We start from the raw sequence: 19,709 nt of genomic DNA, 5'->3' as shown, positions 1-19,709 counted from the left end.
AGCCACCAGGTGACGCGGCCGCCGTAATAGGGCGGGCTGCCGAAGGACTTGCCTTCCCAGCCGGCCCTGAAGGACGTGCCGTCGGAAACGTCGACATCGCTGTGCGGCGCCGTCTGGTAACCGCCGTAGATAGAGAATTCCAGATCTTCGGCCGAAGCCGTGCCAACCGCCGACGCAAGAGCGGAAAACGCAATGCCCACCAGAAGCGCGGTGGAACGATGCAATCTAAGTCTCATCAGATGCTCTCGGTCCTGAGTTCATCAAATACGCCGCGCTTTTTAAGCGAACTGACTAACCCGGTGAGAGCAAGGACAGCCCCGAGGAGGAGAGCGAGCATTATCGCATAGGCTCGTTCCTGTTCCGTGATGGAGCCAACTGCGACCCTATAAAACTCGGTTGCCAACAGTGCGATAAGGGTTGACGACGCTGTCGAATAGTCCTTCGCGACGACCCGCTTCAGGTTGAACGACATCCCCTTGGTCGATTCCGCAAAGGCGCTGAGTTTTAATCCCCATCGCGGAACATCTTTGCAATAGTCTAGGTAGGCCGCGCCGAACTTGTCGCGCAGGAAAGCTTCTTCCGCGTAGACGATGCACTGATAGAAAAAAGCGAAGAGAGCGGATCCGGCTGAGACCACGAAAGGATTGCCATGGAACACAAACAGTCCGACGTAGATCAGCATGTTGCCCACGTAGAGCGGATTTCTGCAGACACCGAACATACCCTCGGTAACAAGGTCGTCGGCGTAGACGCGTTTGTTCAAGCCACCCCGCCTGATGTAGGCGTAGCCAATGACGGTCGTGCGTAAAATCAACCCGCTGAGCACCATGAGCAGAGCCGCAATATCCTTCGGTCGCTCCAAAACTGGATTTCCCCACGGCGCGGTCGATGGCGGTGCAGCGACAAAGAGGGCAATGATGATCAGTGGGAAAGCCTGATTACGATACTTGAAGAGGAACGTCCCGATCCTCAGCATGATGACTTTCATGACGCTCACTTGATTGCGACGATGCCGCAGAAATTATACCAGCGGAAGAAGATTTCTGTGCTCCTGAAGCCGACCTCGTGAAGAAGCTGAATGTTTTCGTCGAGACGGTAAGGAATCAGGACGTTTTCCAGCGCTTCCCGCTTGTTGGAGATCTCGATCTGCGAGTAACCGTTTCGCCGCTTAAAGTCATAATAGTGATCTATGAAAAGGCGATTGAATGTCGTGTCTTCGCTGGTCAGCTTTTCGACGAGGAGCAGGCACCCCTGATCGTTCAGCCCGTCATGGATGGTCCGAATGACGCGCTCGCGGAAAAGAGGACGGACGAACTGCAGCGTCAATACCATCGTAACGACGCTTGCCTTCTCAATCGAGAATCCGCGATGGAGATCGGCTGTTTGAAGATCGATGGAGCGATTGGTTCCTGACTCCGCGATCTTTTCGGCAGCTTTCTTCAGCATCTCCGGAGCATTATCGATTCCGACGAAATCGATGTGGCTGTCAACTTCGCGATCCAGCGCCAGAAGGGTCGTGGCCGTGGAGCACCCGATGTCATAGAGCTTCGATTGCGGCTGCGCGAAATCCTTGGCGAGCTCGCAAACCATTCGCTGCATTTCGCCATAAAAAGGAACCGATCGGCTGACCATATCGTCGAAGACATTTGCGACGGTCGAATTAAACGAGAAATCCGCAACGGAATTCTGTTCTTCGGCGAAAACCTCGTCTCGCGAATTCGTATGTAATATAAGACGGTTAGACTGTTCTGTCATATCCGCTCCAAGACCAATGAATGTAAAATGGGCATGCCTCTCCCCCGGCGCACCCTGCGTCACAAAAACGTAACACAGAACCCTGACAATAGGCTGAAGGCAAGGCATTCAGCCGCGGGAGAGCAGGTGCCAGATTTTGCCGCAAGGGCAGCGATAGGTATGGTGTACCAAACTGGCTGGCTTCAGATGCGATATTCCAGATCGGATCAAAGGCGCCGTTCGTGAGGCGGTGATCGATCGCTTCCAGCAGGCGGTAGCCGAATTCCTTAAGCAACCCTACGGAATACGTCCGTACGTCGGGATCGTCCGACGACCAGGATCATCTCGTTATCAGCCGCGTTGAATCCCTCCGACTGCCTCGCCCCGCAACGACGAACATGTCCACGAAGTCTTCCAACGTCGGCCGTACCTGCGATCTCCATGTATCATCGATCATGATTTCTTTCTCCTCCCCTTGCCGGGTTCGTCCGTGAGCTCGATCCAGACCGGTGCGTGGTCGCTCGTGTGTTCCCAACCCCTCACGCGCTTGTCGACCTCCGCTTTCGACAGGCGCTCGGCCGCCTCCGAACTCAGAAGGAAATGATCAATCCGAAGCCCGGCGTCGCGGGCATAGGCATTCCTGAAATAGTCCCAGAACGTATAGATGCGCTCGTCTGGGTGAAGGCTGCGTAAGGCGTCGGTCCAACCCTGATCGACGAGGTTCTTGAAGGCCTCGCGAACTTCGATGCGAAAGAGCGCGTCGTTTGTCCAACGCTCCGGCTTGTAGACGTCCATCTCGGTTGGCATGACGTTGAAATCGCCCGCGAGTACCACGGGTACCTCAAGCTCCAGCAGTTCGGCAGCGTAGGCGTGGAGCCGCTTGAACCAGCGAAGCTTGTAATCGAACTTCGGGCCTGGATAGGGATTGCCGTTCGGCAGATAGAGACCGGCAATGACGAGGCCGTCGACGATAGCCTCGATGTAGCGGCTATGGAGATCTTCGCGCTCTCCGGGCAGTCCCTTCCTCGTCAGGTGAGGCTGCTGTCCTTTTGTGAGGATCGCGACGCCGTTCCAGGATTTCTGTCCCTGCCAGACGGCACCGTAGCCCGCAGCCTCGATGGCCTTGATCGGAAACTTTTCCTGTGGCGCTTTCAGTTCCTGCAGGCAGACGACGTCTGGTGCTGTCTCCTCCAGCCAGCGCAAAAGGATGTCGAGCCGGCCGTTTACCCCGTTGACGTTGTAAGTGGCGATCTTCAATTGCCGCCGTCCTCGAGTTCGGTTTCCTCTTCGATTTCCGACAGGCGGTCGTTTGCGGCGTCGAGGATGCCGGTTAGAAAACCGGCGCGTGTCCGCGCGACGAGATGAGCTTCCTCGACAAGAAGCTGCACCGCGTAGTCGACGATCAGGTCGAGCTCATCCCTGCGCCCCGGGCTGCCCGGCTGATTGCTTGGCGGGACGATCATCGATACCTCGCTCATAGCCGGGACTTAGATACCACCGGGGCCGGCGACCGCGTTTGTAGATGAAAACGATCCCGTCGCCGGAGCGGTTTCCTCCAGGCCCTCGGTGCGGGTTCCCAGAAGCGCATCGGACGCGTCCTGCGCTCCCTCGGTGACGTCGTCCGGGCTGCCGAACGTCGCTACCTGGACCATCATTTCTCTCGCCCGTATTACGGCGGCGCCGTCTTCGAGCGCATTGGCAGCTGCCAAATGGACCGTGATGGATTCCCCTCCCTCACCTGAGAATTCAACCGCAATCTTGCCGTCGTCCTGTTTGGAAACGTTGGTACTGATGATCTGCATGGCATGGGCCTCCTATGATGTACAAGGAATGTCCACATGACGCAGGAGTTCCGCCTTGAGGTGGCTCGTCACAAGAAAAGGCGCCCGAGGATGAATTTGACAGATCCCGTCGTGCTAGGGTGTGTCGCCGCAATCGGCTTTACCGTTTCGCTCTTCTTCGCCGGGGTGGCCCTTCCTGCTGGAGGCATTCAAGATGCCGCGAAGATGGGCGCCCGCCTAGGCTCTGGCGAACGTGTCAGGCTACTGCATGCCGCGGAACTATCCGATGGAATCACCGGAGCAGGACAAAATGGCTCAATACTGCGTAAAATCGCCCGATTCTGACTGGAGCAGCGTCAGCGGATAACGCGCGGGATGATGAACCAACGCCGTCAGGTTGACTGGGCGGTTGCGATCGTCGAAAGCGATCTGGTCCACGGTGAGAACCGCAGCTGGAGGAGGCAGCTCGAGCATCGCAGCCTCCTCATCCGTCGCGAGGCGCGCGCTCAGCGTTGTCTGCCCACGTTTCGGATGAATGCGATAGCGCTCGCGAAGCTCGGCATAGAGCGACCGGTTGGCAATGGCCCAGTCGAGATCAAGCAGGCCCGGAACGCGGGCCACCGGTATCCAATCGGTCTGGACGACAACAGGTATGTCGTCGAGAAGACGAAGCCTCGACAATAGAACCACCTCGGCGCCGGGTGCGAGGAAAAGCGGTCGGCTCACCTCGAGAGGCGCATGCACGATGCTCGCCCCAATCAGCCTATGGCCAGGCCTTCGCCCGTTCGCTGCGGCGATGCTGGTGAAGCTTTTCAGAACCTGGAGCTCGAAGCCCCCGCCACGCTCGGCGACGTAGAGTCCTTTTCCCGGCTGGCTGCGTATGACGCCCTGTTGGATCAATTCTCGCACGGCATGGCGCACGGTAATTCGGCTGACATTGTAGAGATCAACGAGTTCCCGTTCTGATGGCAGCTTGCCGCGCAACGGCAGCTTGCCGTCGCGGATGGACGCCAAAAGGGCTTCGTAGACCTGCTTGTGCAAGGGGCGAGGGTCGTTCCGGTCGATGCTGTCCTGTGGCGCGATGAACGATGCCGGAGCTTGCTGCATCTTCGAAATCCGATCCTGTGCGGAGCACTATTGCCGTTTTGCATCTTCGACGCAACCGCCCGCAAAGTCCATGTTGACATGACTGGTCATAACCAGTCCTATTGACGCAAGGAGACAAAGAGCTCCGCGTGATGCCGAAGCGTTATCAACGAAGGGAACAATCAATGTTGAAGAAAAGCCTTGCCGCATTGGCGATATCTGCAGCCCTCTGGGGCAGCAGCGCACATGCAGAAACCATCTCCGTGTTTTGCTCGCCGACTGAATTCGAACTCTGCACGAACGTTGCCAATGCCTGGAAGGAAAAGACGGGCAACGAGGCCAAGATCAACAAGATGCCCGCGCTTCTGGACGACGCGATCCCGATCTATCAGCAGTTGCTCGCCGCCAAATCCAAGGACGTCGACGTCCTTTTCCTCGATGTGATCTGGCTCGGCATGTTCAAGAGCAACCTGCTCGACCTCAAGGCAATGATCCCGCAGACAGACCAGGACAAGCATTTCGCCTCGACACTCAATGCGGCCAAGCTCGACGGCAATCTTGTTGCCATGCCTGCCTATATGGACGTCGGGCTCATGTTCTACCGCAAAGACCTGCTCGAAAAATACGGCAAGCCGGCGCCCAAGACCTGGGACGAGCTGGCTGCCACCGCCAAGGAAATTCAGGACAAGGAAAGGGCTGCAGGCTCGCCCGACATGTGGGGTTATGCCTGGCAGGCCAAAAGCTATGAAGGCCTGACCTGCGACGCGATCGAGCTTGTTGCTTCCAACGGTGGCGGTACCATCATTTCTGACGACGGAAAGGTGACGATCGACAGCCCACAGGCCGCCGAGGCGCTCGAAAAGGCGAAGGGCTGGATCGGCTCGATCAGCCCCGAGGGCGTCCTCAACTATGATGAGGAGCAATCACGCGCCGTCTTCGAATCCGGCAACGCGGTCTTCCACCGCAATTGGCCCTATGTCTGGGGCACTTCGCATGAAAAAGGGAGCAATGTCGTCGACAAGGTCGGTGTGATGCCTCTACCGATCGGCAAGGAAGGCGAAAAGTCGAGCGGATGCCTTGGCCCAATGTATTACGGCGTCAATAAATACAGCGCCAAGCCTGAGGTGGCGGCCGATTTTGTAAACTTCATCACCGGCCCCGATATGCAGAAGATGCGTGCGTTGAAGGCGGCTCTCAACCCGTCGATCCAGGCGCTCTACAGCGATCCGGAAGTTCTTGCGAAGATACCCTTCCTCAAGGACAACCAGCAGGCCTTTGCCGACAGCGCCGTGCGCCCATCCGGCTACACTGGCACCAGCTACAACCGCGTTTCGCAGGCTTTTTACCGCTCGGTTCACGACATGCTTTCCGGCGGCGCCGAGGTCAAGTCCAGCCTGACGTCGCTGGCCGGTCGGCTCGAGAAACTGAAGGAAAGCCGCTGACGCTCTCCTAATTTCCGGTGGCGGGAACGGTCCGCGGCCGGAATGCGTCACTGCCTCGCCACCGAACACGGTGGCGAGCCCTCTGCCGTCTCATACCCTCAGGTGAAAAATGGCATCGGTTTCGCTCGAATCCGTTTCGAAGAATTTTGGTACGCATGCTGTTATCCAGAATGTCGACCTGCAGATCATCGACGGCGAGTTTGTCGTTTTCGTCGGTCCCTCCGGTTGCGGCAAGTCAACGCTTTTGCGCATCGTCGCCGGCCTGATCTCCGCATCGAAGGGCGTGGTGAGGATCGGCGGCGACGACGTGACTGACGTGCCTGCCTCAAAGAGAGGCGTAGCCTTCGTCTTCCAGTCCTACGCGCTCTATCCGCATATGAACGTTGCGCGCAATATCGGCTTCGCGCTTGAGACCCTCGGCATGAACAGAGCCGCTATCAGCGAGAAAGTGCGGTCGGTCGCACGAATGCTGAAGGTCGATCATCTGCTCGAACGCCGACCACGCGAGCTGTCCGGCGGACAGCGCCAGCGCGTAGCGATTGGCCGCGCTTTGGTGCGCCAGCCCGAAATCTTCCTCTTCGATGAGCCGCTGTCCAATCTCGACTCGGATCTGCGAATGGAGATGCGCATGGAGATCGCCAAGCTCCACGACGATCTGAAGACGACAATGATCTATGTGACCCATGACCAATCGGAAGCGATGACGCTTGCCGACCGGATCGTCGTTCTCAATCACGGACGCATTGAGCAGGTCGGCACGCCGAAGGAACTCTACCACACTCCTGACAACCGGTTTGTCGCAGGCTTCATCGGCAGTCCCCGTATGAACTTCCTGCCCGTGCAGACAACATCGGCCAATGTGACTGGACCGGGCGGCCTCGTCATCGAGGCGGACACCGAGGGCCCGGCCATCACCGAAATCGGCATACGTTCGGAAGCGATCCAGCTGGTGGCGGCAGGGGACGGACGAATGACCTGCGTGCTCGAGCGTGTCGAGGACCTCGGCCACGAGCATTTCGCCTATTGCCGCATCAACGGCGACGTCATCTGGGTCGTCCGCGTCAATGTCGAGCCGCGGAGGGAACTGATCGGTAAGGAGGTCGGCCTGAATTTCCAGGATGCCTCGATCTTTGCCTTCGCCGCAGACGGAAGACGGCTCATTCTCGATCGCCAGGCTGGCGTGATCGAAGGAGCGCGACAATGAGTGCCCGGCTCGCCCGCCGGGACCATCGTGCGGCATGGCTGTTTCTGCTGCCGGTCATCATCGTCATGCTGGTCGTCGCCCTCTGGCCGCTCGGCCGCACCTTCTTCTTCGCCTTCACCGATGCCTACCTTGACGATCCCTCCGTCTATTCAATGACCGGGGTCGACAACTTCCTTGAGGTCATCAGCGACCGCAGCTGGTGGATTGCCGTTAAGAACACGCTGGTCTTCACTGTCATCTCGGTCGCGATCGAGACAATTCTCGGCCTCGCGATAGCGCTTCTCGTCAACGAAGCCATTCCGGGCCGCGGGCTGGCGCGCGCCGCCATCCTCGTGCCCTGGGCGATCCCCGTCGTCGTCTCGACGAAGATCTGGGAATGGATGCTGAACGACCAGTTCGGCGTTATCAACAAGGTCCTCATCGGGCTCGGCCTCATCGATCATGGCATTCCCTGGACGGCGAGCGGATCGCTGCTGATGGGCGTCGTGATCTTCGTCGACGTGTGGATGACAACCCCGTTCATGGTTTTGCTCATTCTGGCAGGCCTGCAACTGATATCCTCGGAAATATTCGAGGCAGCGGAGGTCGATGGCATTCCGGCATGGAAGCGCTTCTGGTCGATCACCCTGCCGATGCTGCGCCCGGCAATCGGCGTAGCGGTCCTCTTCCGCTCCCTCGATGCACTCAGGATGTTCGACCTTGCCTATGTGATGGCGGCAAGCAACGAAAGCGTCACGACCGTCTCCATTTACGCACGCGACCGGCTGATCAGCTTCCAGGAGCTCGGCATCGGCTCGGCGGCATCGACCTGGGTCTTCCTGCTCGTCGCGCTTGTCGCCATCATCATCATCGGGGTCCTTCGCCTCGACAGAGCCGCGGGGACCTGAGCGACATGGCCGATGCAATCATCCCGAAGTCCGTCCGCAAGCCTGCCTCCTACTTCCGGATGCGGCGGCGCGCCGTGCGAAGCCTCCAGATCCTGGCTCTTCTGCTCGTCCTGTTCTACACGCTGTTTCCCTATTACTGGGCCTTCGTTTCCTCGACGAAGCAGGGTTCGGCGCTCTACCAATCCGCGCTGATGCCGGCGTTCGACTTCACCTACTATCGCCAGCTGATCGACAATCCTGTTTTCATGGGCTCGCTTCTGAACTCGGCCTATGTCGCGGTCTCAACCACTTTCCTGTCACTCGTCATCGGGCTCAGCGCCGCTTATGCGCTGGGGCGCATCGACTTTCCGCAACGGCGCACGATCCTGTTGATCGTGCTGATGATCTCGATCTTCCCGCAGGTCGTCGTTCTCTCCGGCATGTTCGAGCTGATCAACTGGATGGGTCTGTTCAACCGGCCAAGCGCGCTCATCCTCACCTATCTCCTGTCGACCGTACCCTTCACGACCTGGATCCTGACCACCTTCATCCGCGAGTTTCCGCGGGAGCTGGAAGAGGCTGCGATCATCGACGGCTGCTCACATTTTAGAATTCTGATGAAGATCCTGCTGCCGCTGATGGGACCCTCGCTCGCCAGCACGGGCATTCTTGCCTTCATTCTGGCGTGGAACGAGTTTCTCTTCGCGCTGACCTTCACCCTGACGGACGAGAACCGGACGGTGCCGGTGGCGATCGGCCTGATCGCCGGCAATAGCCGATACGAATATCCGTTCGGTCAGATCATGGCTGCATCGGTTACCGTGACACTGCCGCTGATCATCATCGTATTGATCTTCCAGAGACGTATCGTTGCCGGCCTGACGGCAGGCGCCATCAAAGGCTGACAAAGGAATAAACCATGGACATGCTGGTAAAACTCTACGAGCTGAAGGCCGATCCTGAACTCGATGCGCGCATTGCCGAACAGGGCATCACCATCCGGCGTGTCCTTGCGCCGGAGTTGAACGCTCTGACGGCCTGGATCGAGCCGCGCTTCGGATCCGGCTGGGCCGCGGAAGCGACGGTTGCCACCATGCGCCGGCCGCCCACTTGCTTCATCGCAATCCAGAAGGACGAACTCATCGGCTTTGCCTGCCACGAGGCAACCGCCAAGGGTTTCTTCGGGCCGACCGGCGTCGATACGGCCGCCCGCGGCAAAGGAGTTGGCCACGCTCTGCTGCTGACCACGTTTCTCGATATGTACGCGCAAGGCTATGCCTACGGGGTAATCGGGGGCGCCGGTCCAATGGAGTTCTACCGTCGAAGCGTCGGGGCAGTTCCAATCGAAGGCTCAGAACCAGGGATCTATCGCGGCATGCTGCCGCTTGCCGAGCCGAGAGGCATTTCGGAATCGGGCCACTAGATCTGGTCGAGACAGCCACTGAGACAGCCGCAAAAGTCGGCGACGACGAATGCAATGATTGCTGAGCCGCAACACGCCGAGGAATGTTGTGAGGCGTGAGTTCAAGTCTCGTCCACAAACGAAAAGGGCGGCATCGCGCCGCCCCTGTAATCAGTTGTTGCAGTCAGGGTCGCCCGGATCACACGCGCCGCGCGGTCTTCTTCGATCATTCCCCGCGCCGTCATTATCGCCTCTGCGACGGATGTCACCGTTGTTGCTGTTATCGCCTCCCCGACGTTGAAAGTCCCGACGATCACGGTAGCCGTTGTCATCGCCGTCGCGGCGAAAGTCCGGCTGGCGATCGAATGGCGGGCGGCGATTTTCGTCACCGTTGGCATCGGGCCTGCGGTTGTCTCGGTCGCGATTGAAATCAAACTGCCGGCGCTGATCGCGATCGAAGCCGGTACGGCGATCAACGTCCGGAGTGCGGCCAAGATCAGGGCTTCTATCAAATCCACGACGTCCGTCAGCGTCTTGTCGTCGATCGAAGTCGGGCCGCCTATCGAATTCTGAACGGTTGAAGTCGCGAGGCTGCGGGCGGTAGAAATCCGGGCCGCGACGCCACCGGTCGCGGTCTCGATAAAAATCACGGTTGCGGTAATAGCGGTCCCAATAATTGCCTACGCTGAAGACAACCGTCGGAATTCCGAGCGGGCGATAGTATTCGGGTCCGACATAAACACGCCGGCTTTGATACACCGCCTGAACATAACGTCCGGCGACCCAACCGCGACCACCGTAGAATTCGACGTCACACCATGGCACGTCAGCAAGGCAACCATGGATCTCGACAGATTCGCCAAGCGGGATAACGGCAACTGCGGGGTAGCTCGTGCTCGGACCCGCACGCATATTGACGTTCGCCGTCGAATAGCCTTCGGCGGCAGAGGCTATCGCAGGCAACAGCAAAAGAAGGCCGGTTGCACAGATTCTGAGAAGGGTATCTCTCACATTCAACTCCCTTGGGGCCGCGCCACCATCATGGTTCAAAGCGGGCAGCTCCACATTGCGGTCGGCAGGAAAAAACGTAGCGTGTGCCGTCACTTAGGTGTGACGTTCATGCGCTTGTTTCTCTGAAAATAGATCTGTGGCGATGAACCTACGTTGAACGCGCCAGTCATCGACTTCTTTATTTTTGTACCTCCTTGGCATGGCCCTTCCAACCGGGGGCTAGCCGAGGTACCGGCAACGCCTTCACCTTTGATCTCGAAGCCGCGGTTTGCCAGAGCATGGGCCCGTCCAGCCACCAAACCGACCCCAAGACGGCCTGACGCGAGCGAGCGGCACCGGCTCTGCCTGCGCTTCAATCGCCACATGCACTCAGCCGACAAGACAAACGTGCCTCGTCGTTTTAGCAGTCGCGCGTCCTTACGCGATGATCATGTCTGCAGCCTTCTCGGCGATCATGATCACAGGCGAATTCGTGTTTCCTGACACGATGTTCGGCATGATCGAAGCGTCCACGACCCTCAGCCCGCCAATACCGTGTACACGCAGCTGAGGATCGACGACTGCGCTTTCGTCGCTTCCCATCCTGCAGGTGCCGACGGGATGGAAAATTGTCGTTGCAATGTCGCCTGCCCTTCGGATCAGTTCTTCGTCGCTTTGAAATTCCGTACCCGGCAGCAACTCCTTGGGGGCAAACCGCGATATTGCCTCGGCCTGCATCAGCCTGCGGGCATGCCGTATAGAGCTCGCGGCGACGATGCGATCGCCCGTCGTCGAGAGATAGTTGGGCCTTATGTCCGGAGCCGCCGATACATCCGGGCCGGCCACATGGACCGTGCCCCTGCTCTCCGGGCGCAGATTGCAGACCGAAACCGTAACGGCCGGATAGCGGTGCAGCGGTTCGCCCAGCCTGTCGGTGCTGAGTGGCTGGACATGGTATTCGAGATCGGCGGTCGCCACGGCCGGATCGCTTTTTGCGAAAATACCGAGCTGGCTCGGCGCCATCGAAAGCGGGCCGGAGCGGCGAATGGCATATTCGAGACCCATTCCGGCGCGGGCAAAGATGTTGTGATAGAGCTGGTTCAGGGTCTTTGCACCTTCGATGCGAAAGACAGTGCGAATCTGCAGATGGTCCTGGAGGTTTTGTCCGACACCGCTCAGGCGGTGCCTGAGCTCGATGCCGGCAGCCTGCAACACATCGGGCCTGCCGATTCCTGAAACCTCCAGTATCTTCGGCGAATTGATCGCTCCGGCGGAAAGAATGACTTCGCGGCGAGCACGCGCTTCATGGATCTTTCCGTTCAATCGAAACTGGACGCCGGTGACCTTCAAGCCATCGAGCACGAGCTTGCCAGTCTCCGCACCGGTCAGGACCCTGAGATTGGCCCGCTTCATCGCCGGTCGCAGGAAAGCCTTGGTGGTGTTCCAGCGCAATCCGCCACGCTGATTGACCTCGAAATAGCCGGAGCCCTCGTTATCCCCGCTATTGAAATCATCCGTCTTCGGGATGCCGAGTTCCTCTGCCGCGTCTCGAAACGCATCGAGCACCGGCCAGGACAGACGCTGGCGCTCCACGCGCCATTCGCCACCCGCACCATGCATCTCGGACTTTCCGCGATAATTGTCCTCGGACCTGAGGAAGTATGGCAGCACATCCTCCCATCCCCATCCGGCATTGCCCGCCTGCCGCCATCCATCATAGTCGGCCGCCTGACCACGCATGTAGATCATCCCGTTGATCGAGGAGCAGCCGCCGAGCAGCTTTCCGCGCGGATAGGGAAGTGAACGACCGTTAAGGCCAGCCTCAGACGCCGTCTTCATCATCCAGTCCGTCCGAGGATTACCCATGCAGAAAAGGTACCCGATCGGAATGTGCACCCAGTGATAACGGTCGCTGCCGCCCGCCTCCAGGAGCAGGACGCGGTGTGCTGGATTTGCCGAGAGGCGATTTGCAAGAACGCATCCGGCCGAGCCCGCCCCGACGATGATGAAGTCGTAGGAGCCAGCATCGATCACCGCCTGATTGGATGGCTCGGTCATACCACGGCTCCCGCTGCCGGCATCAGTGGCGTCGACAGGCGCCGCCAGATCGGCGCCATCGCTTCGGCCAGATCCAGATAGAGACCGTAGCGCCGCTCATAGTGGCCGCCGAGTCCCGCATTTGGAACATAATGGCGCTCCATGCGGACCATGGATGCGGCACCGGCAGCGAAGTCCGAAAAGATACCCGCACCCGTTCCGGCCGCAATTGCAGCCCCCAACGCCCCGGTTTCACGCGAGCGGGCGATCGATACTGACAGTCCCAGGACATCGGAGAATATCTGCGGCCAGATCAGGCTGCGCGATCCGCCGCCGGAAAGAACCGCTTCGTTGAAGATGGCGCCGGCGCTTCGCATCGTTTCGATATGCTGGCGGTGGCCAAAGGCCACGCCCTCCAGGACCGCGCGCACGAGATGCGCCTTCGTATGCCAGCCGGCGACGCCGTAGAAGCCAGCGCGGGCATTGCCGTTCTGCTGGGCGCCATAAAGGAAGGGATGATAGAGCGGATCATCGCTGGCAGGCTCGATGCTGGCAGCAAGCTCGCCGCAAAGATCAAAGGGAGAGCGCCCGTTCGCCAGGACATCGGCAAAGAACTCGCGCACCAGCCATTCGAGGTTTGCGGCGGAAGTGGCGCTCGACTCGATTGCCATGTAGCGCTCGCGGTCGAAGGTCGAGGACATGAAGACGGGTGCCGCCAACTGCGGCGTATCGATGATGACCTGATTGATGCTCCAGGTTCCGGCGATGATCGATGCCGCCCCGGTCCGGGTGACGCCGGAGCCAATGGCGGATGCGACGACGTCGAACAGGCCGCCGACCACCGGAGTTCCGCTTGCAAGTCCCGTCTGCGCTGCGGCCTCATCGGTGACGTGGCCCGCAATATCAGAGCTTTCGATCAGCCGCGGCAGGAGTGGCATGCAGTCGCCAAGGCCGTAAGCCTGCATGAGCGCCTGATCGTAACGGCGATTGGCGACGTCGAGCAATCCGCAGCCCGCCATGTCCGACACGTCACTGACGCGGACACCCGCCAGGCGGTTGACGATGAAATCCTTGCACAGGAAAACCGTGCCGAGCCTGGAAAAGGCTTCCGGCCGATGCCGTTTCAGCCAGGCGAGCAAGGTCGGCGTCTGCGATGGCCAGGGCCTTTGGTGACCTATCGGGTAGGTCCGGTCGCCGACGCCTTGCTGCTGCCATTCCTCGACGAGCGCGGCTGCGCGCGTATCCAGCGATTGGATGCCGAGCAGCGGCTCGCCATTGAGGTCCAGGGCATAAAGACCATTTCCGTGACCGGCGCAGCCAACGGCGACGATGTCGCGAGGCGCTATCGCCGCCTGCTCGATACACGTACGGATGACTTTGCAGGCATTCGCCCAGAGTTCGTCCAATCCACGTTCGACGTGACCGGGGCAAGGCATGCGGCTATGCCCCTCCGCCGAGGCGGAGGCGATTTCGTTTCCCTGCCGATCGAAGATCACGGCCTTGATGACCGTGTTGCCAGCGTCGAGCCCCAGTAGATAGTTTGCCATGCGGAACCCCTCCCAAGGTTTCTGGTCTTCGTCTTCAGCCCTGCTGATAAAGCGCGAAAGTATCCTCGCCGCCAGCATCGTCGTGAATGATCGCCATCAATCCGCGCACTACTGCGCCTGGATTGGCGTGCTGATAGATGTTGCGCCCGTAGACCATGCCCATCGCGCCCTGTCGCATCAAGGCAGCCGATTTTTCGAAGACCACCCGCAGATCCTCCCTGCCGCCGCCGCGCACAAGAACCGGGCATCGGGCCGCTTCCACGACCCGATGGAAATCTTCGGCATCGGTGGTCGGATCGGCCTTGACGATGTCGGCGCCCATCTCCCGGGCGAGCCGGGTCAGGGTGACGATCTTGTCCGCATCGCCGTCGACCATGTAGCCGCCGGCCTTGTCGACCGGCTGCATCACCAGCGGTTCTATCATCAGCGGCATGCCGTATCTGTCGCAATCGGCCCGAACGCGGGCGATGTTCTGGACGCATTGCCGGAACAGATCGGGTTCGTCAGGCAGCATGAAGAGATTGACGACGACGCAGGCGGCATCCATCTCGATGGCACCGATCAGGGGCTCGGCCTCGTTCTGCAGCACGGCCCACATGTGGCGGTGGCGCTCGCGGTTGTAGGGATTGCCCATATCGACGCGCATGACCAGGGCCGGCTTGGTCCTGCCGGCAACATTCTGCAGGAGGTCGGCCTGGCCGTAGTTCATCTGGATCGCGTCGGGTGCGGCATCGACGAGTGCTTCGACGACGGACTGCATGTCTTCCAGTCCGCTGAGAAAGGACGGCTCATTGCAGACGCCGTGATCGACCGCCACGTCCAGGCAGCGGCCGGCACCGAATAGCCGGTTCATCCGGACTTTGCTGTTGTTTCGCATTGCATGCTCCTTTGTTCGTTCCTCGCGGAAAGGGTATTTTCGTCAACGCCATGGCGGTCGCGCAGCAGGGTCAGAAACCGGTCTCGCTCCAAAGTGCGTTGCGCCGGGGTCCAGGCCTTTTCCGTCGCAAGAAGATCGAGAACCGCATCCATCATGTGCAGCGAGAGATTGCCGGTTATGGCAAGTGTCGTGCGGCGCAGGAGCACGTCGTCCAGTCGCTCGACCGCTTCGTTGCGGATGAGGAAAAGCAGTTCACGCGCCGAATAGTCGGGGTGCGGCATGGCCATGTCCGGCGCGGCGACGATGAAGTCGGCGATCGCCTCCGCCTCCGTGCCGTAACGGGCAAAGAGCGCAGCCATTCGGATGGCTGGAATTGATTTTTTCGCGGCCATTTCGGCAATCCAGACCGCACGATCGAGCGGAAACCGGCGTCCGCCTCCGATCGCCCGGTCCGTGGTCGAAACCTTTCTCTCTTTGTCGAGTCGCTCGAGCGCGAGATCGGCAGCGAGTTCGCCGAACGAACGGAAGGTCGTCCATTTGCCGCCGATCATGCACAGCACCGCCGGCCCGCCGTCTCCGGCGTCCACGATCGTGCAAAAATGATCGCGCGGGATACGACCGGTAAAACTGTCGGTGCTGGCCGGCAAAGGCCGCACGCCGGAAAACTGGAAGCCGATGTCTTCCGGTCGGATCTCGATATCAGGCAGAACGAAAGACAGCGATTGCAGGATGTAATCGCGCTCGTCGGTTTCGCAGCGTACTGTTTCCGGGTTTTCGACGCGGATATCGGTGGAGCCGACGAGGACTTTCCCCAGATAGGGAAACAGGATGCAGATACGGCCATCCTCGTTTTCGTAGTAGATCATGTGACCGGCTAGCGCATCGTAGAGTTTCGCATTGTCGATGATGAGATGCGAGCCCTTGGTTCCGCCCATCAGGGGTGCCGGTCGTGCCCCCGGCGTAAACAGCGTTTTGTTGGTAATGTCGATCCATCCGCCGGTTGCGTTGATGATCAGCGTCGGTTCCATCGCTATCGAAGTGCCCCCGATCGTGTCGCGGACCACGTATCGACCGTTCTCGTCGGCAGCGATTTCGGCATAATTCAGCGCCAGCGCCTGTGGTCCGGACGACAGGGCGTCGCCGATGAGTTCGATGCCGAGACGTTCGGGGTGACTGACCCAGGCGTCGTAGTAGGTTGCCGAACTCTTGATGTCGGGATTGAGCGCCGGCCAGTTGGCGAGCGTCTTGCGCCGTCCACGGAACTGGTGATGCGGCATTATTGCCCGACTGCGTGTCAGAAAATCGTAGATGCTGAGTCCGGCCTTGATCGCAATGGCGCCGCGCCGGCTTGGACGGCGCGTCAGTCCGAGGAAGCGGATGACACCATTGCCGAGCCCCGAGACGATATCGAAGACGGGAACGGTCGTCGGCAGCGGCGCAACGTAGTGGGGGGCGTTGCGCAACAACCTGTCTCGCTCGGCCAGAGATTCCTGGACGAGTTTGAACTCGCCATTTTCAAGATAACGAAGCCCGCCGTGTACCATGCGCGACAGCGCCGCGCTCGCTCCGGAGCAATAATCGTGTTTCTCGACGAGGAGCACACGCACGCCCTGAAGCGCCAGCTCCCGGAAGACGCTGATGCCGTTGATACCGCCGCCGATGACACACACGTCTACCTTCGGGCTCCGGCGAAGCCCGTCCAACGTCTCTTCACGATTCATGATGGCGATCCGTTACCTGTCCATGTCAGTCATTATCGCTGAAATGGCTGTATCGATGGCTGTCTGGTCGTCCGCATCCAGCCGAATGGTTCCGGCTCGAGCGTTGTCAAGCGCCTGCGCGGCATTTCGCGCACCGCAAAGCGCGAAAGTGACCCCGGGTTGAGCAAGGGTCCAGGCGATGACGGTCTGCGCGATGCTTGCGCTTTGTCTGTCGGCCACCGGCCGGATGGCGTCCGCAAAGGCCAGCGTCTTCTCGCGGTTGGCGGCTGAAAAGCGCGGATTGTCCCGTCGCTGGTCGTCACCTGAAAAGACTCGGCCGGGGCCGATTGCACCAGACAGAAGGCCGAGTGCCAGGGAGGAATAACTCAACGTCGCGATGCCGTTTGCCCGGGTCAAGGGCAGCAGATCGGCCTCGATATCCCGGTCGATCATGCTGAACCGCTCCTGGATGGCATCCAGACCGCCGACCGAAATGTAATCCCGAAGTTCATCAGTCCCCACATTGCTGGCGCCGATCGCCCGGATCTTGCCCGAAGCCTTCAGATCTTCCAGCGCCCGCATCGTCTCCTCGATGGGGGTCGTGGGATCCTGCCAATGGGTGATGTATAGATCGATATAATCGGTGCGCAGACGCCGCAGGCTTTCTTCGATTTCGTGGAAGATCGCATCACGGCCCAGATAGCGGTGAACCGGCTTTCCGTCCTGGTCGAAGAAATGCCTGCCCTTGTTCGTATGCCAGACAAGGCCGCATTTGGTGGCGATGACGGCCTTGTCGCGCCGGCCCGCAAGCGCCTTGCCGACGATCTCCTCCGATCGGCCAAGGCCATAGGCAGGTGCCGTGTCGATCAACGTGACGCCGGCGTCGAGCGAGGCGTGGATCGCGGAGATCGATTCCGCTTCGTCCGTGCCGCCCCACATCCAGCCGCCGATTGCCCAGGTGCCCAGGCCAACCGCCGAAGCGGCGACGCCGGACCCGCCAATGTCACGCATCAATTGCTGCCCGCTCATATACCCTCTCCCTTGCCATTCGCCAGAGCAATAACCCGGGCACCGGTCGCCTCGTCGGTCACGAGCGTATCGAGGTGATTGCCGCGCATGACGCTGAGGATCGGGCCTGCCTTGTTCGGCCCGCTTGCCACGCCGATCTTCGTCGGGATGGAGGCGAACTCGGAAAGGGTCAGGGAGACCAGCGATCGGTTGAGGCTGTAGTCGCAGACGTTGCCCCGATCATCGAGCAGATGCGCGAGCAGTTCGCACGAGGCGCCAGAGCGCTCGATCGCCGCTCGGTCGGTGCTGGAGGACGGATGCAGGTCGTAATAGCTGGAATCATCAGAGAGGATCGAGCCGATGCCGACGATCGCCACCTTCGCCTCTCGTGCCCGTTTGAAGACGTCGGCGACCGAACGCATGTTGATGAGCATTCCGCGCTCAGTGGCGCTGTCTGCAAAGAGCGGTGCATGGATCTGGAACGAGCGTCCGCCCAACCGGTCCGCCATCATTGTCGAAACGTGGTTGACGTCGGTGTAGTGCTTGCCCTGGACACAGCCCGTTGCCGGAATGACCTCGACATCCAAGCGGTGCTGTGGCTGGAGGCCTGCAACCACCGCGCTGACGCCCTTGCCGCCCGTGATGCAGATCGTATCCCCATCGGCAATTTCCTCGAGCAGTAGGCGAGCGGCCGCTTCGCCGACTGCCTGGAGGGCTGTCTGCGGATTGTCGGAGACGGTCGGCACTACTACGGCACGGCCGATGCCGCCGAGCGCCAGTAACTGTTCTTCCATATCGACGAGTGGCTCGACGGGCGACTTGATCTTGATCTCGACAAGGCCGAGCTGGCGGCCGCGCTTGATCAGCCGGTTGACGGTTGCATGTGAAATGCCGAGCCGGTCGGCGATCTGCGCCTGGGTCAGTCCTTCCAGGAAGTGCAGGACGAGGGCCTGATGCATCTGCCGGGCAATGACGATTTCTTCGCGTGGGGCAGAGACGGCTTTCGGTTTTGCAATCGGCATGTCAGACGGCCTTCCGCTTGTGCAGGAAATGGTCGATGGAAACGGCGGCGAGAAGGATACAGCCCTTGATCATGTCCTGCCAATAGACAGAGATGTCGAGCAGGATCAGCGAGCTTGTCACCACCGACAGAAGGGCAATGCCGAGAATGGCGCCGAGGATCGTACCAGAGCCTCCGCTCAAGGACGCACCCCCGATGACGGCGGCTGCGATGATGTTGAGCTCCATTCCGACGCCGAAGGTCGGGGTCGCTGCGCCGAAGCGCGACATGTAGATGACACCGGCGACACCCGACAGCGTTGCGCAGAGGACGGTCACCCAGAATTTGACCTGGTTGGTCTTGATCCCGGAATAGAGCGCCGCCTTCTCATTGCTGCCGGTATAGAAGACCTTGCGGAAGGCCGTCGCGCGGCGCAACAGGAAATCGAAGACCGCAACGATCGCGACGAAGATCAGGATCACGTAAGGGACGCCATGGAACGTGCCCTGCCCGACGGCCTTGAACGACGGCGGCAGCGTGAACAGCGAAAGCGGTGTCCCCTTTGTGATGATCAGACACACACCGCGCACGATGACCATCGCCGCAAGAGATGTGATGAAATGATTGAGCCCGATCACCGTGACGAAGAAACCCATGGCGCAGCCGATCAGCGCGCTGGCGAGAATGCCGACGAGCGACGCGCTCCACGGATCCAGTCCCATCAGAAAAAGCGATCCGGACAGGACCATCGAGAAGCAGACGACCGACCCGACCGAGAGATCGATACCGCCGACGATGAGAAGGATGGTCATTCCAACGACGACGATGCCCTCAACGGAAAACGACATCAGCATGGCCCGGAAATTACCAAGCGTCAAAAAATGCGGAGAGGCAAAACTCATGAGGACGCAGAGGGCGAGAATGATCGCGATAAGCCCCGCTTCCCGCATCGTCGCGAGCCGTCTCCATGAGGAGGGACGCTCCCTCGTCATTGCCAATGCGTGATCTGTCATTGAAAGGTCTCCCGTCCCCGAT

At 59.9% G+C, this 19,709-nt stretch carries 20 protein-coding genes and 1 pseudogene; 6 read left to right on the top strand and 15 right to left on the bottom strand.

Annotated elements, in window-relative coordinates:
• The 6 genes and pseudogenes from AC1DNW_RS17845 to AC1DNW_RS17820 form a co-directional block, all read right to left on the bottom strand.
• Window positions 1-236, bottom strand: a pseudogene (locus AC1DNW_RS17845) (lipid A oxidase); the annotation flags it as partial.
• The gene (locus AC1DNW_RS17840) at window positions 236-988 is read right to left on the bottom strand and encodes a methyltransferase family protein (protein WP_477853908.1); all 753 of its coding nucleotides are present in this window, start codon (window positions 986-988) and stop codon (window positions 236-238) included. The gene AC1DNW_RS17840 and the pseudogene AC1DNW_RS17845, both read right to left, overlap by 1 nt.
• Before the next feature lie 5 nt (window positions 989-993).
• Window positions 994-1,755: a carboxy-S-adenosyl-L-methionine synthase CmoA gene (gene cmoA / locus AC1DNW_RS17835; RefSeq protein WP_477853906.1), complete on the bottom strand. Its 762-nt coding sequence runs from the start codon at window positions 1,753-1,755 to the stop codon at window positions 994-996.
• Window positions 1,756-2,187: 432 nt separating this feature from the next.
• Window positions 2,188-2,991, bottom strand: a complete 804-nt coding sequence (xth, locus tag AC1DNW_RS17830) for an exodeoxyribonuclease III (protein WP_477853904.1) — start codon at window positions 2,989-2,991, stop codon at window positions 2,188-2,190.
• The gene (locus AC1DNW_RS17825) at window positions 2,988-3,197 is read right to left on the bottom strand and encodes a hypothetical protein (protein WP_477853903.1); all 210 of its coding nucleotides are present in this window, start codon (window positions 3,195-3,197) and stop codon (window positions 2,988-2,990) included. Before AC1DNW_RS17825 ends, xth begins: the two co-directional genes overlap by 4 nt.
• A gap of 24 nt (window positions 3,198-3,221) precedes the next feature.
• Window positions 3,222-3,536, bottom strand: coding sequence for a hypothetical protein (locus tag AC1DNW_RS17820; RefSeq protein ID WP_477853901.1), 315 nt, complete (start codon window positions 3,534-3,536; stop codon window positions 3,222-3,224).
• A gap of 36 nt (window positions 3,537-3,572) precedes the next feature.
• Here AC1DNW_RS17820 and AC1DNW_RS17815 point away from each other — a divergent pair, with 36 nt between their 5' ends.
• Window positions 3,573-3,860, top strand: coding sequence for a hypothetical protein (locus tag AC1DNW_RS17815; RefSeq protein ID WP_477853899.1), 288 nt, complete (start codon window positions 3,573-3,575; stop codon window positions 3,858-3,860).
• Here AC1DNW_RS17815 and AC1DNW_RS17810 read toward each other — a convergent pair.
• Window positions 3,831-4,622 carry a GntR family transcriptional regulator gene (locus AC1DNW_RS17810; protein ID WP_113312119.1) on the bottom strand — a complete coding sequence of 264 codons (792 nt, stop codon included), beginning with the start codon at window positions 4,620-4,622 and terminating at the stop codon, window positions 3,831-3,833. The genes AC1DNW_RS17815 and AC1DNW_RS17810 overlap by 30 nt on opposite strands.
• Before the next feature lie 164 nt (window positions 4,623-4,786).
• Here AC1DNW_RS17810 and AC1DNW_RS17805 point away from each other — a divergent pair, with 164 nt between their 5' ends.
• From AC1DNW_RS17805 to AC1DNW_RS17785, 5 genes are all read left to right on the top strand, one after another.
• Window positions 4,787-6,043, top strand: a complete 1,257-nt coding sequence (locus tag AC1DNW_RS17805; RefSeq protein WP_477853898.1) for an ABC transporter substrate-binding protein — start codon at window positions 4,787-4,789, stop codon at window positions 6,041-6,043.
• A gap of 109 nt (window positions 6,044-6,152) precedes the next feature.
• Window positions 6,153-7,247 carry an ABC transporter ATP-binding protein gene (locus AC1DNW_RS17800; RefSeq protein ID WP_113312117.1) on the top strand — a complete coding sequence of 365 codons (1,095 nt, stop codon included), beginning with the start codon at window positions 6,153-6,155 and terminating at the stop codon, window positions 7,245-7,247.
• The gene (locus tag AC1DNW_RS17795) at window positions 7,244-8,134 is read left to right on the top strand and encodes a carbohydrate ABC transporter permease (RefSeq protein WP_477853895.1); all 891 of its coding nucleotides are present in this window, start codon (window positions 7,244-7,246) and stop codon (window positions 8,132-8,134) included. The genes AC1DNW_RS17800 and AC1DNW_RS17795 overlap by 4 nt, the downstream gene beginning before the upstream one ends.
• A 5-nt stretch (window positions 8,135-8,139) precedes the next feature.
• Complete coding sequence (locus AC1DNW_RS17790) at window positions 8,140-9,018, top strand: carbohydrate ABC transporter permease (protein WP_113312115.1); 879 nt, start codon at window positions 8,140-8,142, stop codon at window positions 9,016-9,018.
• A gap of 14 nt (window positions 9,019-9,032) precedes the next feature.
• Entirely contained in the window at window positions 9,033-9,536 is a 504-nt protein-coding gene (locus AC1DNW_RS17785; RefSeq protein ID WP_477853893.1) for a GNAT family N-acetyltransferase, read from the top strand.
• Window positions 9,537-9,686: 150 nt separating this feature from the next.
• Here the strand turns inward: AC1DNW_RS17785 and AC1DNW_RS17780 are convergent, their stop codons facing one another.
• The 8 genes from AC1DNW_RS17780 to AC1DNW_RS17745 all read right to left on the bottom strand — a co-directional run bounded on the left by AC1DNW_RS17780 (window position 9,687) and on the right by AC1DNW_RS17745 (window position 19,687).
• Window positions 9,687-10,526 carry an SH3 domain-containing protein gene (locus AC1DNW_RS17780; RefSeq protein ID WP_477853891.1) on the bottom strand — a complete coding sequence of 280 codons (840 nt, stop codon included), beginning with the start codon at window positions 10,524-10,526 and terminating at the stop codon, window positions 9,687-9,689.
• Between the two features lie 417 nt (window positions 10,527-10,943).
• The gene (locus tag AC1DNW_RS17775; RefSeq protein ID WP_477853889.1) at window positions 10,944-12,563 is read right to left on the bottom strand and encodes a GMC family oxidoreductase; all 1,620 of its coding nucleotides are present in this window, start codon (window positions 12,561-12,563) and stop codon (window positions 10,944-10,946) included.
• Window positions 12,560-14,089, bottom strand: a complete 1,530-nt coding sequence (locus AC1DNW_RS17770; protein ID WP_477853888.1) for an FGGY-family carbohydrate kinase — start codon at window positions 14,087-14,089, stop codon at window positions 12,560-12,562. The genes AC1DNW_RS17775 and AC1DNW_RS17770 overlap by 4 nt, the downstream gene beginning before the upstream one ends.
• Window positions 14,090-14,123: 34 nt before the next feature.
• On the bottom strand, window positions 14,124-14,966 hold the full coding sequence (locus AC1DNW_RS17765) for a class I fructose-bisphosphate aldolase (RefSeq protein ID WP_477853886.1): 843 nt from the start codon (window positions 14,964-14,966) through the stop codon (window positions 14,124-14,126).
• Window positions 14,939-16,687: a glycerol-3-phosphate dehydrogenase/oxidase gene (locus AC1DNW_RS17760; protein WP_477853884.1), complete on the bottom strand. Its 1,749-nt coding sequence runs from the start codon at window positions 16,685-16,687 to the stop codon at window positions 14,939-14,941. Before AC1DNW_RS17760 ends, AC1DNW_RS17765 begins: the two co-directional genes overlap by 28 nt.
• 12 nt (window positions 16,688-16,699) lie before the next feature.
• Window positions 16,700-17,695 (bottom strand): aldo/keto reductase, encoded by a 996-nt coding sequence (locus AC1DNW_RS17755; RefSeq protein WP_477853882.1) that lies wholly within the window; start codon window positions 17,693-17,695, stop codon window positions 16,700-16,702.
• Window positions 17,692-18,696, bottom strand: coding sequence for a sugar-binding transcriptional regulator (locus tag AC1DNW_RS17750; protein WP_477853880.1), 1,005 nt, complete (start codon window positions 18,694-18,696; stop codon window positions 17,692-17,694). Before AC1DNW_RS17750 ends, AC1DNW_RS17755 begins: the two co-directional genes overlap by 4 nt.
• 1 nt (window position 18,697) lies before the next feature.
• On the bottom strand, window positions 18,698-19,687 hold the full coding sequence (locus tag AC1DNW_RS17745) for an ABC transporter permease (protein WP_113297279.1): 990 nt from the start codon (window positions 19,685-19,687) through the stop codon (window positions 18,698-18,700).
• Window positions 19,688-19,709: the final 22 nt, after the last annotated feature.

It is taken from the genome of Rhizobium sp. 05L429 (assembly GCF_056397645.1).
This window is presented reverse-complemented; position numbering and strand designations above follow the sequence as displayed.